Source organism: Sphingobium sp. B8D3B (assembly GCF_025961875.1).
In the GTDB taxonomy this organism is placed as follows: domain Bacteria; phylum Pseudomonadota; class Alphaproteobacteria; order Sphingomonadales; family Sphingomonadaceae; genus Sphingobium.
The window spans coordinates 3,330,416-3,348,429 of sequence record NZ_JAOQON010000001.1 but is presented as its reverse complement, the minus strand read 5'-3'; the positions used below and the strand labels follow the sequence as shown (position 1 = coordinate 3,348,429).

At 66.7% G+C, this 18,014-nt stretch carries 17 protein-coding genes; 12 read left to right on the top strand and 5 right to left on the bottom strand.

Translation table 11 applies throughout. The features are described from left to right. Window positions 1–185 precede the first annotated feature (185 nt). Window positions 186–809 carry a DUF4157 domain-containing protein gene (locus tag M2343_RS15670; RefSeq protein WP_264577341.1) on the bottom strand — a complete coding sequence of 208 codons (624 nt, stop codon included), beginning with the start codon at window positions 807–809 and terminating at the stop codon, window positions 186–188. Window positions 810–1,027: 218 nt separating this feature from the next. Here M2343_RS15670 and M2343_RS15665 point away from each other — a divergent pair, with 218 nt between their 5' ends. The 7 genes from M2343_RS15665 to M2343_RS15635 all read left to right on the top strand — a co-directional run bounded on the left by M2343_RS15665 (window position 1,028) and on the right by M2343_RS15635 (window position 7,168). After that, window positions 1,028–1,348: a hypothetical protein gene (locus M2343_RS15665; protein WP_264577340.1), complete on the top strand. Its 321-nt coding sequence runs from the start codon at window positions 1,028–1,030 to the stop codon at window positions 1,346–1,348. A 117-nt stretch (window positions 1,349–1,465) separates the two neighbouring features. Beyond that, window positions 1,466–1,753 carry a DUF3297 family protein gene (locus tag M2343_RS15660; protein ID WP_264571315.1) on the top strand — a complete coding sequence of 96 codons (288 nt, stop codon included), beginning with the start codon at window positions 1,466–1,468 and terminating at the stop codon, window positions 1,751–1,753. Window positions 1,754–2,100: 347 nt separating this feature from the next. Then, window positions 2,101–3,894: a glycoside hydrolase family 127 protein gene (locus tag M2343_RS15655; RefSeq protein WP_264577590.1), complete on the top strand. Its 1,794-nt coding sequence runs from the start codon at window positions 2,101–2,103 to the stop codon at window positions 3,892–3,894. Window positions 3,895–4,146: 252 nt separating this feature from the next. Beyond that, window positions 4,147–4,809 carry a PepSY-associated TM helix domain-containing protein gene (locus M2343_RS15650; RefSeq protein ID WP_264577589.1) on the top strand — a complete coding sequence of 221 codons (663 nt, stop codon included), beginning with the start codon at window positions 4,147–4,149 and terminating at the stop codon, window positions 4,807–4,809. Window positions 4,810–4,823: 14 nt separating this feature from the next. After that, a complete protein-coding gene (locus M2343_RS15645; RefSeq protein ID WP_264577339.1) occupies window positions 4,824–5,300 on the top strand; it encodes a DUF2271 domain-containing protein in 477 nt (158 codons plus the stop codon). Between the two features lie 30 nt (window positions 5,301–5,330). Next, the gene (locus tag M2343_RS15640) at window positions 5,331–6,179 is read left to right on the top strand and encodes a DUF4198 domain-containing protein (protein ID WP_264577338.1); all 849 of its coding nucleotides are present in this window, start codon (window positions 5,331–5,333) and stop codon (window positions 6,177–6,179) included. Between the two features lie 2 nt (window positions 6,180–6,181). Next, complete coding sequence (locus tag M2343_RS15635) at window positions 6,182–7,168, top strand: FAD:protein FMN transferase (RefSeq protein ID WP_319799415.1); 987 nt, start codon at window positions 6,182–6,184, stop codon at window positions 7,166–7,168. 21 nt (window positions 7,169–7,189) lie between these two features. Here the strand turns inward: M2343_RS15635 and M2343_RS15630 are convergent, their stop codons facing one another. After that, window positions 7,190–7,720 carry a nuclear transport factor 2 family protein gene (locus M2343_RS15630; RefSeq protein WP_264577337.1) on the bottom strand — a complete coding sequence of 177 codons (531 nt, stop codon included), beginning with the start codon at window positions 7,718–7,720 and terminating at the stop codon, window positions 7,190–7,192. A gap of 99 nt (window positions 7,721–7,819) precedes the next feature. Here M2343_RS15630 and M2343_RS15625 point away from each other — a divergent pair, with 99 nt between their 5' ends. Further along, window positions 7,820–8,284, top strand: a complete 465-nt coding sequence (locus tag M2343_RS15625) for a hypothetical protein (protein WP_264577336.1) — start codon at window positions 7,820–7,822, stop codon at window positions 8,282–8,284. Here M2343_RS15625 and M2343_RS15620 read toward each other — a convergent pair. The 3 genes from M2343_RS15620 to M2343_RS15610 all read right to left on the bottom strand — a co-directional run bounded on the left by M2343_RS15620 (window position 8,281) and on the right by M2343_RS15610 (window position 12,016). Next, on the bottom strand, window positions 8,281–10,368 hold the full coding sequence (locus tag M2343_RS15620; protein WP_264577335.1) for an AsmA family protein: 2,088 nt from the start codon (window positions 10,366–10,368) through the stop codon (window positions 8,281–8,283). The genes M2343_RS15625 and M2343_RS15620 overlap by 4 nt on opposite strands. 120 nt (window positions 10,369–10,488) lie before the next feature. Further along, a complete protein-coding gene (locus M2343_RS15615; RefSeq protein ID WP_264577334.1) occupies window positions 10,489–11,142 on the bottom strand; it encodes a YceI family protein in 654 nt (217 codons plus the stop codon). Window positions 11,143–11,185: 43 nt separating this feature from the next. Beyond that, window positions 11,186–12,016, bottom strand: a complete 831-nt coding sequence (locus M2343_RS15610; protein WP_264577333.1) for a hypothetical protein — start codon at window positions 12,014–12,016, stop codon at window positions 11,186–11,188. A 288-nt stretch (window positions 12,017–12,304) separates the two neighbouring features. Here M2343_RS15610 and M2343_RS15605 point away from each other — a divergent pair, with 288 nt between their 5' ends. From M2343_RS15605 to M2343_RS15590, 4 genes are all read left to right on the top strand, one after another. Then, window positions 12,305–13,114 (top strand): IclR family transcriptional regulator, encoded by an 810-nt coding sequence (locus M2343_RS15605; RefSeq protein WP_264577332.1) that lies wholly within the window; start codon window positions 12,305–12,307, stop codon window positions 13,112–13,114. A gap of 110 nt (window positions 13,115–13,224) precedes the next feature. Next, window positions 13,225–14,559: a spinster family MFS transporter gene (locus M2343_RS15600; protein ID WP_264577331.1), complete on the top strand. Its 1,335-nt coding sequence runs from the start codon at window positions 13,225–13,227 to the stop codon at window positions 14,557–14,559. A 164-nt stretch (window positions 14,560–14,723) separates the two neighbouring features. Beyond that, complete coding sequence (locus M2343_RS15595; protein ID WP_264588452.1) at window positions 14,724–17,111, top strand: DUF1592 domain-containing protein; 2,388 nt, start codon at window positions 14,724–14,726, stop codon at window positions 17,109–17,111. After that, entirely contained in the window at window positions 17,111–17,968 is an 858-nt protein-coding gene (locus M2343_RS15590) for a VOC family protein (RefSeq protein ID WP_264571326.1), read from the top strand. The genes M2343_RS15595 and M2343_RS15590 overlap by 1 nt, the downstream gene beginning before the upstream one ends. Window positions 17,969–18,014: the final 46 nt, after the last annotated feature.

Below are 18,014 nucleotides of genomic sequence, written 5' to 3'. Positions count from 1 at the left end.
CTTGGCAGCCTGCTGCCTTAGTCGAAGCTGGGAGAGGGGTAAGCGATCCAAAAGGATCGCGCGAATCGAAGATCCGCCACCCCTCATTCAACTCCGCCTAACCGCCAGATGGCGACAAGGCTCCGTATCCTTCTCCCTCAAGGGGAGAAGGTTGAATTTGACCCGCGCCACTTCGTCCCTGCAACCTAGCGCGCAGGCGTGGGCGTTGCTGTCCCAGTCGTTCGCATCGCGGCGACCACCCGATCCGCCTCGGCATGGGCCTCCGCCTCGACACCCTGATAATCGCGCGTGTAGCGCTGGGCGAAACCTTGGACGCCCCATTCGCGATACTGGTGCACATGATGCAGCTCATGCGCCCAGAGGCCGACATCCGAGGCGGCATCCTCGGCGGAGCGGAAGAGCACCACATCGTCCAGCGTGATCGCCGCGGCATTGCTGCGGTTGAAGGTATTGGTCTGCAAGCTGAACTCGTGACCCTGGCCAACGCGATAGCGCACGCGGTCGAGCAGGGCGTCCGGCATATGGCCGCGCAGCCGCGCGCGAATGGCGGGCGGGATCGGCTCGACGCCGGCAGCCACCGCATCGTTGCGCGAGGCGGTGATCCAGCTCGCCAGCGCCTGCGCCGCGAACAATTGCCCCGCGCCCTGCAGATCGGTCAGCAAGCGCCGGCCGGCCTCGTCAAATGCCGGGACGACCTGGCGGGCGGCGTCCTGAGCCCGCGCGGGAACGGTGAAACCGGATGCGGGAATCAGAAGCCCCACCGCAGCAAGCGGCACGACCAGCAAGGAGGGAAAGGAGAAACGGGGCATAGAGCAGACCTCTAGGTCGTCGCGGCTGAACCGGCTTTTAACGCCTTACGTGTCCCACGCGATCCGCGACCGTCCTTCCACATATCACCGCATCCAGGGCACGCCCCATGGGCAGATGAACGGCCTGTTTCGCGGGCGTTCAGGCCGGTCTGGCAGAAAGGATGGATCGGACGAGCGAAGGCCGCGCGCGACGCCGACATTGGACATAGGAGAATGACATGCCTCTTACCCCCCGCCTCGCTTCGGTCGCCTTCGCCGTTGCGGCCACATTCGGCCTCATGCCGCTCGCTGCGACACCGGCTCAGGCCCAGAGCAGCCTGTCGATCAGCTATCGGGACTATGATCGGGGCGCCTATCGTGATGGCTACCGCGACCGCCATTATCGCGAACGGTCTTATCGCGGCGACCGCCGGGACTGGCGCCGTCATGACCGCGGCTATCGTAGCGGATACGGCTATAACGACCGTCGCCGCTGCTGGACCGAAACCCGCTGGGACCGCTGGCGCGGCGAGCGGTATCGCGTGCGCATCTGCCGCTGATCATGCCACCCGCACGACCGGGCCGGACAGTCTCCGGCCCGGTCGCCCTCGCGGACTGCCCCATGCGCGCTCCTGAGAAGCGTTGACTGGCCGAAAGCTCTTCGGCAAGGACGAGCCATGGTTGATACTCCCGCATCCGACACGCCCGCCGCACCGCAGAGCGAGACGCCGCCCGACCGCCTTTCCACCAATCCGCGCAGCCCGCATTTCGACGTGGAGACGCTGCAGCGGGGCATCGGCATCCGCTTCAAGGACCGGGTGCGCACCGATGTGGAAGAATATTGCATCTCCGAAGGCTGGATCCGCGTCGCCGCCGGCAAGACGCGCGACCGCCATGGCCAGCCGCTGACAATCAAGCTCTCCGGCCCGGTCGAGGCGTGGTTCGAGGACGCCAAGCAGGATTGAGCCCTGATGGCCCGCGACAGGCGCGCGGGCCAAACCATCTGCGTTGATGGCCTCGCCGATAGTGGCGGATGATCGCCATCCGATCGAAAGAATTGCCTTCCCGCCCGCCTCGTTTATGGTAGCGTTATCAAAACGCGAAGTTGAGCGCGACTGGGGAGGATCAGATGGCGGCTACGTCCTGTCATATGCATGCAAGGGGCGTGTCGGCGTCTCGCCGTGAATTGCTGGCTTCCGTAGCCTCGGCCACGCTGGTGACGCTGGGGAGCGGAGTGACCGCGGGTGCGGCCTTGCCGTCAGCTCAGCCCAGGGGCGCGCTCAGCGTGGCGCCGCGTCTCCAGCCCTTTGACATGGCAGATGTGACGCTGCTGGAAAGTCCGTTTCTCGCCGCGCAACGGGGCACGGAAGCCTATCTGCTTTCGCTCGAGCCGGACCGGATGCTGGCCAATTTCCGCACAAATGCCGGGCTCGCTTCCAAGGCGCCGGTCTATGGCGGCTGGGAATCCGAGGCGACCTGGGCCGACATCCACTGCCACGGCCACACGCTCGGCCATTATCTCTCCGCCTGCGCACTGATGTTCCGGTCCACCGGCGATGGGCGATTCAAGCAGCGCATCGATTATATCGCCGACGAGCTGTATGCCTGCCAGCGCGCATCCGGCGTGGGGCTGGTCTGCGCCTTTCCTGAAGGCGCCGCGCTCGTCGCCGCGCATATCCGGGGCGAGCCGATCACCGGCGTCCCCTGGTACACGCTGCACAAGATTTTCGCCGGACTGCGCGACGCCTGGCAGCTTGCCGGCAGCGACACCGCCCGTCTCGTGCTGCTGCGCATGGCCGATTGGGCGGTGGTCGCCACCCGGCCGATGGACGCCGCCGCCTTCGAGGCGATGCTGGCCACCGAGCATGGTGGCATGAACGAGGTGCTCGCCGATCTCTATGTGCTGACCGGCAAGGCCGATTACCGCACCCTGGCCGAGCGCTTCTCCCAGAAGGCGGTGATGGAGCCGGCCGCCAAGGGCCGGGACCTGCTGGATGGCATGCACGCCAACACACAAGTGCCCAAGTTCGTCGGCTTCCAGCGCGTCTATGAGGTGAATGGCGAGAAGGCTTATGGCGATGCCGCGGCCTTCTTCTGGCGCACGGTCGCCCGCACCCGCTCCTATGCGACCGGCGGCCATGGCGATGCCGAGTTCTTCTATCCGCCGGCAGACTTCGCCGCACATGTCTTCTCGGCCAAGGGCTCTGAAACCTGCGGCCAGCATAATATGCTCAAGCTCACCCGCGCGCTGTTCCTGCACGATCCGCAGGTGGAGCTGGCCGACTTTTACGAGCGCGCGCTCTACAATGGCATTCTGGCGTCACAGGACCCGGAGACCGGCCTCGTCACCTATTTTCAGGGCGCGCGGCCGGGCTACATGAAGCTCTACTGCACCCCGGTCGACTCCTTCTGGTGCTGCACCGGATCCGGCATGGAGAACCATGCGAAATATCGGGATTCGATCTATTTTCATGACGCCGAGGCGCTGGTCGTCAACCTGTTCATCCCCTCATCGGTGCGCTGGCGGGAGAAGGGCGCGGTGCTGACCCAGACCACGCACTTCCCCGAGGAGCCCTCCACCGCCCTGCGCTGGTCTCTGGCCCGCCCCACCCGCGCGACCCTGCGCTTGCGCCACCCGCGCTGGAGCCGGACCGCGCGCGTCAGCCTGAACGGCGCGCCGCTGGCGCAATCGACGAAACCGGGCAGCTATCTGGAGCTGGACCGCAGCTGGCGGGATGGCGACATGCTGACGCTCCAATTGGACATGCAGGTCCGCGTCGAAGAATCGCCCGCGGCGCCGGGGATCGTGGCATTCACTTATGGGCCGGTCGTGCTCTCTGGCGCACTCGGGACGGAGGGGCTGGCCCCGGGATCGGATGTGGTCGTCAACGAGCGCCTTTATGGCCAGTATAACGATACGCCCTTCTCCCCGCCGCAACTGGTGGGCGATGCCGAGACGATAGCGGGGCAGCTCCGCCCCGGCACCGCCCCGCTGGAGTTCATCATCGCCGACCGGGAGGGCCGCCCCGTGCGGCTGATCCCTTATTATCAAATCCGCCACGAACGCTACGCGACCTACTGGCCGCTGCAGCCTGCCACCGGCTGAGGATCGCTCCAGACTCTCCCTGATCGGCCTGTGCTTCAGAGCGGCTTAGCGGTCCGATACCGCCATCTCGTCTTGCGAATGCTTCTCAATATATGCAATGGAGGCGCTCGAACATGATTCGCGCAGGCTGATCGCTGCGCGTCGCCAATCATCGTCGGGGGGCATGTGGACGGACAGCGGGTGGACAGGCAGCGGGCGGATGAGCCGGTAGCGGCAGGCGGCGGCGCGGCAGCCATCGCGCGCGGGACGTCCGTGTCGGCATCTCCCTCCAGCGCCGCTCGGCTCGCGCAAAAGGCCCCGGGCAAGCGCAAGGCGCGCGCCTTCTGGCTCAAGCAATTGCACAGCTGGCACTGGATCAGCGCGGCGATCTCGCTGATCGGCATGATGTTGTTCGCGATCACCGGCATCACGCTCAACCACGCCGATTCCATCGGCGCCGCGCCGAAGGTCGAGGAGCGAACCGCCACCCTGCCGTCCGCCCTGCTCGCCCAGATCGAGGCAGCGCCTGCTTCAGCCGATGCGCCGCTGCCCGCGCCGGTCGCCGCGCATCTGCGTCAGGTGGTCTCGCTCGACGCAACCGGGCGCGCGGCGGAATGGTCGGACGAGGAGGTCTATGTCGCCCTGCCCGGCCCCGGCAGCGATGCGTGGATCACCATCGATCGCGCGACCGGCGCCGTCACGGCCGAGCGCACCGATCGCGGCTGGATTTCCTACTTCAACGATCTGCACAAGGGCCGCAACACCGGCGGCACGTGGAGCTGGTTCATCGACATCTTCGCTGTCGCCTGCATCGTCTTCACCCTCACCGGCCTGCTGCTGCTCCAGCTTCACGCCCGGCATCGCCCCTCCACCTGGCCGCTGGTCGGGCTGGGGCTGCTCATCCCGCTCGTCATCGCCCTGCTGTTCATTCACTGAGGACCCGCTCTCCCATGAAGAAGACTTCCCTCGTCCTTGCCGGTCTCGTCGCCACGCCTGCCACGGCCGGCACGATCAGCGTGACCATTCCCCGCCTCAATGTCGCCGAATATCACCGCCCCTATGTCGCGGCATGGGTGGAGCCGACCGGCGGCGGCGCGGCGCAGACCATCTTCGTCTGGTATGACGTCAAGCTGCAGGGCCGCGAGCCCGGCACCAAGTGGCTCTCCGATCTGCGCACCTGGTGGCGCAAGGGCGGCCGCAGCCTCAAGCTGCCCGCCGATGGCGTGAGCAGCGCCACCCGCGCACCGGGCACGCACAGGATCGCCCTGCCCGCCACGCTCAAGCCGGGCCAGTATACGCTCTACGTGGAAGCCGCGCGCGAGACCGGCGGCCGCGAGATCGTCTCCATTCCGCTGCAGGTGCCCGCCAAGGGCGGTTCCGCCACCGGCAAGTCCGAATTGGGCGCCATCACCATTTCCGCTCGCTGAGCTTTCCAAGACCCGAAAGGCCACGACCCCATGCGCATCAAGACCGCTCTGCTTGCCGCCGCCGCGTTGATCGCTGCCACGGCGATGCCCGCCAATGCTCACCGCCAGTGGCTGCTCCCCTCCGGCACCATCTTCTCGGGCGAAGACCCGTGGGTGACGGTGGATGCGGCCAGCTCCAACGACCTCTTTTATGCCGATCATAATGCCATGCGGCTCGACAGCGTGAAAGCATGGCGCCCAGACGGCAGCGAGGCGGAGATCAAGAATGCCGCAACCGGGCGCTATCGCTCCGTGTTCGACGTGCAGCTCGACCAGCCGGGCACCTGGCGGATCGGCAGCGCGCAATCGGGCGTGATGGGCACGTTCAAGATCGATGGCGTGGAGTGGCGCCTGGGTGGACGGCGCGGACCGCCGCCGGCACCGGGCGCGCAGGCGCCCGCCAATCAGGTGAGCAGCGTCGCAGAGATTCCGGCCAATGCGACCGACCTCAAGCTGACCGAAACAAGCGGCCGCAATGAGTTCTTCGCCACCAAGGGCGAGCCGAGCGCCATCAAGCCGCTGGGCAAGGGGCTGGAAATGGTGCCGATTACCCACCCGGCGGAGCTGGTGCAGGACGAGCCGGCCAAGCTGCGCTTCCTGGTCGATGGTCAACCGGCGGCCGGCCTCAAGGTCACGCTGGTGCCGGGCGGCAAGCGCTATCGCGATAATGAGGGTGTGTTCGAGGTAACGACGGATGCCGAGGGCGTGGCCACGGTGAACTGGCCGATGGCGGGCATGATCTGGCTCAACGCCTCGCTGAGCGACGACAAGCCGGCCACCCCGCGCGTCACGGCGCGGCGGATGAGCTACACCGCCACGCTGGAAGTGATGGCGCCCTGACCATGCTCGGCGCCGTCCCGCGCATCGTCGTGCCCCCGATCCAGTCCGGCGCCCTCGCCGGGATCGATCCGGGCGCGCCGGTGCGGGAGATTGGCGGTGAAACCATGGGCACCATCTGGCGGGTGCGCTTCTGCGCCCCGCCGGATGTGGATGCCGAAGGGCTCAAGCCGGATGTGCAGGCACGGCTCGATGCCATTGTGGCGGACATGAGCCATTGGGCGCCAGATTCCGCCCTCAGCCGCTTCGGCGCGGCGCCGGGTGGGCAGTGGACCACCTTGTCCGCCGACTTTGCCGCCGTGATGGAGACCGGCCTCGCTCTTGCCGAGCGCACAGACGGCGCGTTCGATCCGGCCATCGGGCGTTTGACGGATCTCTATGGGCTGGGCCCCAACCCCATGCAAAGCGAGCCGACGGATGAAGCGCTTGCGCAGGCGCTCGCCCAATCGGGCTGGCGGCGCCTCGCGTTCGAGCCAACCACCCGCCGGTTGCGTCAGCCGGGTGGCCTGTGGCTGGACCTCTCCGGCATCGCCAAGGGCTATGCCGTCGATGCTGTGGCGGACCTGCTGGCCGAGCGCGGCGTGGCGCATTGCCTCGTCGAGGTGGGCGGCGAATTGGTGGGCCGCGGGATGCGTCCGGATGGCGACCCATGGTGGGTCGACCTTGAAATTCCGCCGTCCGTGCGCGCCCGCCCGATCCGCATCGCCCTGCATCAACTGGCCGTTGCGACCTCGGGCAATTATGTGCGCGGCGCCCACACGCTCGATCCGCGCACCGGGCGGCGGGTGGAGAACGGCGTTGCCTCGGTCAGCGTCCTCCACGCCCGCGCCATGGATGCCGACGCCTGGGCCAGCGCGCTCACCGTGCTAGGACTGCACGCCGGCGCCGCACTGGCGATCCGCGAGGGGCTGGCCGTCCATATGCTCGTCCAGGATGGCGCGACGACCCGCGAGTGGATCAGCCCTGCGCTGGCGGAGATGCTGGGCGATTGAGCCCCGCCAGTTACTTCGCCTTCATTTCCCCATTTCATTCGGGTCAAATTTCAGCATCGCCGCACTTTTGAGAGCCGGGTCCCAATGTTCGGCGATCAGGCCGTTTTCGATCCGGTACACATCGAACCAGCTGGTGACATAGGGCTTGCCCGCCTCGTCCTTCATCGGGCGCTCGCTCATCACCAGCACATAATCGCCCTCCGCCACGATCCTGATGATCGGCAGGGTAATGATCGGCGAAATCGGGCGGGCGGGGCGCGAGCCGCGCAGGAAGACCGCCAGCGCATCCCGGCCCGAGGCGACATTGGGATTATGCTGGATATATTCCGGCGTGAAGAAGCGCTCGACCAGATCGGCATGGCCGCCCTGCACGATATGGCGATACATGTCGTAAACGAGCTTCTTGTTGGCGGTGAGCTTTGGGTCCGGGCTGGCGAGCATCGCCTTCTGCGCCTCGGCGCTGGCCGCGACCTGAGCATGCCCCGGGCTGGTGACCATGGTCATGGCAATTAACAGCGCCGCGATGGTCGGAATGCGTGCGAAAACCCTCATGCTCTCTCCCCTCTCCATTCCGCCCGTGCGTCCCGTGCCGGCGGCTCTGGCCTTTGTGCCCCAAAAGTCCCATGCTGGCGAGCCTGAGGGAGAGACCGCATGGAAGACCGCAACAATCGCCAGGCCGTAGACCTGCTCAACAGCTTCCCGTTGTTGCTCATTCCGGTGCTGATCTACAATCTGGTGGCGCTGTTCGCCGGCGCGCCCCAGCCGGATCAAACCGAGCCGGCGCTGGCCGCCGTGATGCGGGGCGAGGCTTTCACGCTGCCCATGCTCTCAGGCGTGGTGCTGATGCTGAACTGGGGCGACATGCTGCTGCTGCTCACCATCGTCTTCCTGCTGGTCGAGGTGGTGCGATCGACGCGGCGCGGGGCATCCTCCATCGCCAATCTGCTGCTCACCATGGCGGTGTTCCTGTTGTGCGCGGTCGAGTTCTTGCTCCTCCCGCGCTTTGTCAGCGCCACCTTCTTCCTGCTCACGATGATCGTTCTGTTGCACGGCCTGACCGGCCTGTCGCTCTGGCTGGCGGACCGGCGCCACGCCGAAGCCGCCCCGCCCGCTTAGCGCAAGGCCAGTTCCGCAGGCTTCGGCGCCGGTCCAGCCGCCGCCGCGTCGGCCGTCGCTCCGCCGCGCAGCAGCGTCCCGCAAGCCGGCGCCTGCGCTTCGTCCGGGTCGACAAAACCGAAGATGGCCCGCACATCCGGCAGCATCATGGACAAGCCGAACAGGCGCTGGGGCCGGAACAGGTCGACCGGCTCGCGCAGCACGGTCGGCGTGGCCAGCGTGCCGCCGATCAGGATCGGCGAGGGGCGACCGAACCATTCGCGGCTCTTGCCCTGCGCCTGCAAGCGCAGATCGAGCCGTTCGCCGCGCAGATCGAACTCGCCGCGCCCGGTGACGACATGACCATCGGTATCGATCAGGATCGGGTCGGCCGTCGCCAGCCCGTCGCGGACCGAAAAGGCGATCAGTCCGCAATTGAGGTGGGTCGCGTTATTCGCAGCCTCGCCATCGCCGCCGATCCCTAGGCGCTGGCCGAGGCGCCAGAATATCCCTCCCGTCGAATCCACGCCGTTGCCGCTGCGCGTGCCGAACATCGCAGCACGCAGATTGGTCATATCCAGCTCCGATTCGCTCGCCCGTGCCATGCCCACGCGCCCGGCGGGCAGCACCAGGGCGATGCGGCCAGCGGCATGACCGAGCGTCTCGCGCAGGGTCTCGCCGCGCCCGCTCAGCTGGATGCGCCCGCGCGCCAGCGCCGTTGTCTCGCGCTGGGCGAGGCCCCAGCCGGCCAGCAGGGGCCCCATCGGTGTCGGCGAGAGGCGAATATCGTAGCGGGCAAGCGCCGGGCCGGATCGCGCATCGATGTAGATATCCGATGAGACGAACCCGCCCGCCAGATCAACACTGGCCGGCGAGAGCATGAACCGCCCATCGATCAGCGCGAGCCGCATGGCGAGATGCGCGGGCTTGAGCGCGGAGCCCGCGTCCCCGACGCCCTCGATCTGCTCGGCCTTATAGTCGACCACGGCATCGAAACTGCGCAGCGCCTCGGGAGACAGGGTGGCATCCGGCAACAATGAGGCGACGGGTTGACGGCCTTCGCCATCGGATGGGGACGTCGCCGTGCGCAACCCCAGCACAGCCATGCCGTCCGCCAGATGCAGGGCCTCGGACGCCAGAGACGCCACCACGCGCGGACGGGCGCCGCGTTGATCGAGCGTCAGGCTGCCGCTGAGATCGGTCTCGCCAAGCTGCCCTGCAATGCGGCTGAAATGCCAGCCGCCGCGCCGTTGCGCGAGCCGAGCCGTCAGCGCAAAGGAGGGCGCGGCTGGAAGATCGATGCGCGCCAGTGCCGCCAGCGCTGCAAGATCGGGGCCGCGCGCTCCGACCCGCAGGTCCGCCCCGGCCAGCCGGAACGGGCTGTCGCTTTCCCCTTCCAGCCGCAGGTCCAGTGTCTCCGCGCCCGCGCGCAGGGCAAAGCGGAACGGTTGCCCCTCGGCTGAATTGCTGGAGCCATTCATGCGAAAGGCATCACCGGCAAGACTGGCTCGCCCGGCGAAACGCACCGCGCCCGGACCGCTTCCGACCAGCTTGAGCCAGCTCTCGATTCCCTCGCGCTCGTCCCGGTAACGCAGCACGAGATCGTCCGCGTCCACCCGCTGCACGCCAGCGACGGCAAACAGACCATCCTTGCCGCCGAGTTTCCAGTTTGCCGCGCCCGTGCTTGCCTGCCGCTCCAGATCGAGCGTGCCGCCGCGCAAGCCGAGCGCACGCGGGCCGGCGCGCCCGATCAGCAGATCGAATGTGGAGAAGCGCGCCGTCAGAGCGTGGACATTGAGCAGATCGGGCGCCTGCGCCCAGGCGGCATTGGCGATGCGCACATCGTCCGCAGCCAGTTGCAGGGAGAAAGGCGTCACCAGCAGGCGGACATCCCCATCGATCGCGACGGCACGGCCCAGCGCGGCGCTCGCCCGGCGCTCGATCGGCTCACGCAGCACCGTGGTGCCAAGACCGGCGGCCAGCCCCGCCCAGCCGAGCAGCGGCACAGCCAGCGCGACCCAAAGCAGCGGGCGGCGCCGGCGGGCGGCCCGCGGAACGGAAGGGTGAGGATCGCCCGAGGGCGTCAGGTGCGGGGGTGCGGTCACGGCGCGCCTGCACTGGCGCGCCGGATCGTCAGCGCTGCCGCTGCCCCACGCTCATCCCCGGAGTTCATGCCGCCGCACTAGCGCCGGCAAGCTGAACCGCCGCTGAGCGCTCGCGATGACTTACTTCTCGAAGGCCGCGCTGATCGTCAGTTCGACCTCGTCGGAGACGATGGGGATCGCATAGGTCATGCCGAAGTCCGACCGCTTGATCGCCGCCGTCGCCTCGAAGCCAAGCGTCGCCTTGCCGTTATAGGGATGCTTGCCGGCCCCGGTGAACTCGGCCTCAAGCACCACCGGCTTGGTCACGCCGTTGAGTGTCAGGTCGCCGGTGATCTTTGCAGCCGTGGCGCTCGTCGCGACCACACTGGTGGAGACAAAGCGGGCCGGCGCCGGATCGGGGCCGAAAAAGTCGGGTTTGCCGCCATCCTTGCCAGCGCGCAGCAAATGGCCGTTGAGGCCCGTGCTGGCCGTCACCACGCGCGCGACCGGAATGGACACATCCACCTTCGCGGCGGAGAGCTTCGCCGGATCGATCTCCAGTGTGCCGGTGATGTCCCCGAAAATGCCGAAATAGTCGTTGAAGCCGAAGTGATTGGCGCGCCAGCCGACGAGCGTGTGGCCGGCATCGGCCTTGTAGGTGCCGGCTGCGACCCGGCTGACATCCTTCTGCCCGGGCAGTTGCGCCTCATTCTGCGCGGCCAGCGGCGCCACCACGAGAATGGCCGGGAGGGCCACCAATGCGGTCGCCAGAGCGATTTTCGTTCTTTTCATCATTCCAAGGTCCTCCAACCAGTCAAGAAAGGCATACGGTTCGCGCTCAGAGCGGCGAATCCGGATTGAACAAGGTCCGCCACATATGGGCGCTCGGGCTGCTGTCGAAGCCGAGGCCCTCTGCGGGTTGACGGAAATGGCGTCCGATCACATCCTCGAAAGGATCGAGCGAGACCTGCGCAGTGGGATCGAAAGCGTAGAGATCGTTCACGGTCACAAGGCGCGCCGCCATGTACCAGCGGTGCTGGCGGACCATCGCGAACTCCCGCTGCACATGCGGCGGCGGGACATAATCCTCGCCGAACATCTCGCGATAGATATCGGGATAAGTGTAGCCCGTCTCCGCGTCCGGGAAAAAGCGCAGCGCGGCATGGTGCCGGATGGCGAAGGCGACCTTCTCGGAGACATAGGGCTCGAAAAGCTGCGCACTCCAGAAGCCATGATTCGCGCGCATCATTGCCATCGACAGGTCATGGACGAGGCAGGCGAAGACGATATCCTCATCCATGTTGCGCTTGCGCGCCTGCGTGGCGCTCTGCAGGCAGTGGTTGGACGTGCTCTGAAAGCGCAGGCGGATGAAATCGGCGAGCTTGGGCTTTTCCGGCATGGGCGCCAACACGTCGACAGTCCCCTGCTCGGCAATGAAGACATTGCCCACACCCCGCCGATAGTGCCGCGTCGGGATCTGCGCATCGACCTGCGCGACGCTGGGGAAGGTGCGCCCCACCGGACCAAGATTTTCCGCCAGCGCATGTTCCAGCGCATCGGCCTTGGCCTCCGCGCTCATCGCCGCGACCGCGGCCGCACCGCCGAGCGAGGCGATGAACGCACGCCGCCCGATTCCGCCGACAATATCCTCCGCTGCTCCCGATTGCATGTGATCCCTCCCCTTCTGCCCCGAGACTTTTCAATTGACTTTGTGAACTCCATTGACGGATTTGCGAACAGATTTGTATCTGGATCATGACGTTGCACTGCGTTTTTCCGTCAATCGGAAAACTGACAGATGCTGATTGACAGTGCTATCCGAATAGCACGCGCAATGGAGGGGAATGATGGGCGGCACGCAAAGCCGGGGCCGGATCGGCGCGGCATGGTCATGTCCATGGGGGACGCGATACCGGGCACACGCGCCAAGCTCGCGCGCCGCTTGGATGCACGCGCAATGACCAGCCCGCGCGGCTCGGCAGAGCGAGTCATCTATCTCCTCAGGCTGGTGATCGAGGGCAGCGAGCAGTTCACGCTCGGCGAGCTTGCGGAGCGGTCGGGCCTGCCGCTCAGTTCCGTCCACCGCCTGCTGCGCCCCCTGCTCACCGAAGGCATCGTCGAGCGCGGCGATGGCCAGACCTACCGCACCGGACGCGAACTCACCCGGTTGGCCTCGCAGCTATTGGCACAATTCGATCCGGTGCGCAGCGCGCGGCCGCTGCTTGCCGGGCTGGTGCGCAAATGGTCGGAGACGGCCGTGCTGTGCCTCTATGCCCCGGTTCGGCGCCGCGCCGTGGTCGCCGCTGTGGCCAATGCCGCCTGCGACCATTGCCCGGCGCTGGAAGAAGGCATCGAGATCGAGCTACCTTGGGGATCGCTCGGCCAGGCCATTCTCGCCAGCCTGCCACCGGGCGAGAGCGAGGCCATCTTCCGGTCCATCACCCGCAGCCCCATCGCGGGCAGACCGCCGGCAAAGCGCGCGCAGTTTCTCGAGCAGATGCGGCGGATCCGCGACGAGGGCGTCGCGCGCAATCTGGATGAGGAGCTTGGCGTCGCCGGGGTCGCGGCGCCGGTTTTCGATGGCGCGGGACGGCTGATCGGCTCGCTTGGCATCGTGATGCCCCTGCCCCGCTTCCACGCGGCGCGCGATGCCGATCTCGTCCGTGACGTGGTGAGGGCCGCGAGCAGCTTCGCAGGCCGCGCCGCGGACAGCACAGGGCGCGCCCATTCCTTCCACATTCCGGAATTGCGGCCCGATGTCCATTGAGAGGATTGACGCCATGGCGCCCCCACCCCTGTCTGGCAGGCAAAGCTGCACACAGTGCGCAAGGGGGAGAGGCGGGGTGACACATATTGGCGGATTACGGGGCAAGCGCCATGCGGCCGATTACTGAGCCGCTGCCCCTGGGCCGGGAGAGCGCGGCCGCCCCATCCTCTCTGCCCAAGGAACAGCGGGCGCCCTGGCCCTGGCAATCGACATGGCCATTCGCAATGCTGATGGTCGTCTCCATCTTCAACTATCTGGACCGGTCCCTGCTCGGGCTCGCCTTGCCGGCGATCAAGGCGGAGATGGGCGTTTCCGACACCGCGCTCGGGCTGGTTTCGGGCGTCGCGTTCATCGTGATCTATTCGCTGATGGGCCTGCCCATCGCGTGGGCGGCCGACCGGTTCAATCGCCGTACGATCATCTCCATCGGCCTCGCCTTCTGGAGCGCCGTCACGCTCGCAACCGGCTGGGTGACCAACATCTGGCAGCTCGCTTTCGCGCGCTTCTGCCTGGGCGCGGGCGAGGCCAGCAGCACGGCGCCGGCCAATTCGATGATCGCCGACCTGTTTCACCCTACAAGGCGCCCGCTGGCCTTGGCGATTTACGGCGTCGCGGCGACCATCTCACACATCGTACTGTTTCCGGTCGCCGGCTGGATCGCGGAAGCCTATGGCTGGCGCGCGATGTTCATCGCGGCCGGCGTGCCCGGCATCGCGGCGGCGCTGATCTTTCGGCTCACGGTCCGCGAGCCGGCCCGCACTGCTGCTCGGCCGGCGCACAACCGCTCGCCGATTGCCGCGATCAAAACCGACGTGCGCGCGCTGCTGGCCAACCGCTGCTATGCCTGGATGCTGCTCGGCATGACGTTCATGGGGTCCAACATCTGGGCGACCGGCTCCTGGACGCCGACCTTCTTCCAGCGCGTCCACGGCCTGACCATGGCGGAAGCGGCGACGATCATCGGCCCCTCGCGCGGCTTTCTCGGCGCGGCGGGCATTCTGTTGGGCGGCCTGCTGGTGGATCGGCTGCGCAAGAGCCAGTTGCGCTGGCGGGTCGGCATTCCGGCGCTCGCCTGCCTGGCGATCGGCCCCGCGGAACTGCTGTTTCTGCTCGGCGAGGAGACCGCGATCTGGGTGCTGGGCTTTGCCGGCGCCAGCTTCTTCACTCTGCTGCATCAGGGGCCGATCTACGCCGCCGTCGTCAATGTGGTGGCGCCCGACCAGCGCGCGCTGGCCATCGCGATGCTGCTGCTGGGCGGCGGTCTCGTCGGCAACATCATTGGCCCGACGGCGGTCGGCATTTTGAACGATGTGCTGGCCGCGGACTTCGGCCAGTCCGCCATCCGCTATTCCCTGCTGCTCATCGCGATCACGCCGCTCTGTGCCGGCGCCTGCTTCTGGCAAGCCTCGCGCCTCTACGTGCGCACCGCGAATGAGGAGGGTTGAGCAGCACCGCGCGAAGAGTTGATTTCGGAAATCGTGTTCGCTGCTCAACGCCGCCATGCCCTCCTTCCATATATTAGAAATCCTGCCTTCATTGCGTGACAAAAGAAAATTGATTTTGTATACCGAGACTCATGAAGGGGATTTCTGAAACGGCGCGCAAGAGAATGAGCGCGATGGCAGGAGAGGCAGCCCGGTTCGGCGGATCACGCCAGGGCGCTGCTGTGATTCTTGCGGCGGGCGCAGTCTATCTGGCCGCGCTCGGCGCTGCCTTCCCTGTGCAGGGCGACGAGCCGACTGCCGTGGCGGAGAATGCACCGCACCCGATGATCGGCAAATACTGCATGTCCTGCCATGATTCGGAGGAGCGGGTCGCCGGCCTCTCCTTCGAGGGCATGGACTTCGACCATACCGGCAAGAATGCGGCCATTTGGGAAAAGGTGGTGCGCAAGGTGAGCGCGGGCGCCATGCCGCCGCTCAACAGCCCTCGGCCCGAGGCGAGCGAACTGGCCTCCTTTCTGGGCCAATTGACCGATCGGCTCGATTCCACGCCCGCGCCACTCCCCTCGGCCAACCTGCGCCGCCTGAACAGAACCGAATATGCCAATGCCGTGCGCGATCTCATCGGGCTGGAAATCAATCCGGCGGACTTCCTGCCGCCCGATGCCGCGACCGGCGGGTTCGACAATATCTCCAGCGTACTGACCACCTCCCCGGCGCTCATTCAGGGCTATCTCAATGCCGGGCTCAAGATCAGCAGCATCGCCACGGGCGCTTCAACGCTCGAACTGACGCGGACTGTTTACAACGCGCCGGGCAAACTCGTGCAGACCAAGCATCTGGAAGGGCTGCCGCTCGGCACCCGGGGCGGGATGCGGGTCAACCATTTCTTCCCGGTCGACGGCACCTACGAGATCAGCGTGCGCACCAGCACCGGCGGATTCATCGCCGGACGCCGGGCGCCGGCCCCCATGCCGGCCGTCAACCTCACCATCGATGGCCGCCGGGTCGCGCTGGGCAAGGGCGACAAGGTCCGCGTGAAGCTGGGCGCCGGGCGGCGCACAATCACGGCGGCGCTGCTCGACGAGGTCGCCGGCGCGGGTGTGAACGACATCTATGCCAATTATCTGACCAAGGGCCTCGTCCTCAACGTCGCGGTCAACGGGCCATTCACGACACAGGGGCCGGGCCGCAGCGCGCCGCGCGCCACGGTCTTCTCCTGCCGCCCCAAGAGCTGGATGGAGGAAAAGCCCTGCGCCCGCGCGATCCTGACGCGCCTCGGCAGCCTTGCCTTCCGCCGCCCGCTCAAGCCGATGGGCGGCGAGGTGGACGCGATCATGAAGATGTATGATGCGGGCCGGGCGCAAGGCACGTTCGAGGACGGCGTCCGCGCAGGCCTCTCCTACATTCTCGTCGATCCCCGCTTCATTTACCGGTTCGAGCAGCCGGTCGCGCAGGACAAGTTCGCGATCAGCGATCTCGACCTCGCCTCGCGCCTCTCCTTCTTCCTGTGGAGCAGCATCCCCGACCAGCAATTGCTCGATCTGGCGGCGCAGAACAAGCTCAGCGACCCGGCTGTGCTGGACCAGCAGGTCAACCGCATGCTCGCCGACCCAAGGGCGGAAGCGCTGGTCGACAATTTCGCGACCCAGTGGCTGCATCTGCGGGAATTGCGCTCGGTCCAGCGCGAGAGCCCGGCATTCGATGACAATCTGCGCGTCGCCTTCGAGAATGAGACCAAGGGCCTCGTTCGCTATGTGATGCTGCAGAACCGCCCGATCCGCGATCTGCTCGATGCCGACTACACGTTCGTCAACGAGCGGCTGGCCCAGCATTATGGCATTAGCGGCGTGCGCGGCGACTATTTCCGCAAGGTCAGCCTGCCCAAGGACAGCGTGCGCCGTGGCCTGCTCGGGCAGGGCGCGATCCTCACCGTCACCTCCGTCGCCAACAGAACCTCGCCGGTCATTCGCGGTGCGTGGGTGCTGGAGAACATCCTCGGCGTGAAGCCGCCGCCGCCGCCGCCCGGCGTGGAGACCAATCTCGACGCGAATGCCGAGGCGACGAGCCTGCGCCAGCGCCTTGCCGTGCATCGCGAGAACAAGGTGTGCGCCTCCTGCCATAATATGATGGACCCCATCGGCCTGGCGTTGGAGAATTACGATCTGGTCGGCCAGTGGCGGACGCGGGACGGCGCCTTTCCCGTCGATGCCTCCGGCGTGATGTCCGACGGCACCAAGATCAATGGCCCGCGCGATCTGCGCAACGCCATCCTCGCCCGCTCGGACGCCTTCACCCACACCTTCATCGAGAAACTGATGACCTTCGCCATCGGCCGCGAACTTACCTTTGCCGACATGCCGGAAGTACGCCGGATCGCCCGGACCAGCGCCGGCAATGGCGATCGCTTCCAGACGATCCTGCGCGGCGTCGTCACCAGCCGGCAGTTCCGGATGCCGGCGGGCAGCCAGAAAGATCGGCTGCGCGTGTCGCCCAGCCAGTTGACCTGGAACACCAGCCGGCAGCCGCCCGCCATGATTGGGAGAAAGAAGTGATGAACGGCGATGACTTTTCGGGCGATGGCGCGGGCATATTCGACCGGCGCAGCGTGATCGCCGCCGGCTCGCTGCTTTCGCTGGCGCTCTCGTCGGGTGTGGCGATGGCCGCGGAAGCCCTGCGCGGTGACGAACTACCGCTGCGCACCACGGGTCTGGAACATATCGGCATGCTGGTGCCGGACGTGACGAAGGCCGCGCAATTCTATGGCCGCTTGTTCAATCCGGCGGTCCACAAGGAGGCCGATCCGCCGCTGCGTTATTATGTCGTGCTGGGCAAGGGCTATATCGCTCTGGGATCGCGCGCCACCGCGCCCGATCCGGCGATCGACCATTATTGCGTGCTGCTCGAGAAATACGACCGCAAGGCGATGGATGCGCGCCTCGAGCGTGAAGGGCTGGCCCCTGCCATGCGCGGCATCGTCTACGATCCCGATCACATTGGCCTGCAATTGCTGGAAGAACCGGCCGGCCTCGCCAGCACGACGGTGCCGGCCGGAAACATCGTGGAGGGCGCGCCCCTCGTCACCCCGCTCAAGATGGAAAGCATCCTGCTGCGCGTCAGCGATCTCGCTGCCACCAGCAAGTTCATGTCGCTCTTCTTCAAGGAGATGCGCGCGCCGGCGCCGGGCCAGCGCTGGTTTGCCGCGGCGAACACGCCCATCGCCATCCGCCAGACGGTCGGCCGGGAAAAGCCGGCCGTGGATGACTGGACGGTGAGTTGCCGCCGCTTCGACAGTGGCAAGGTCGCCGCCGCGCTCGCGCAGATGGGGGCAGTCATCCTGCCTTCCGCGCCCGGCACGCTGCGCCTGCTCGATCCCAATGGTTTGCCGCTCACGATGAAGATGGCCGGCTGATGCGCCGGCCCGCCCCGCCCTTTCCGCTTGGCTCTGAGGTCTGGAG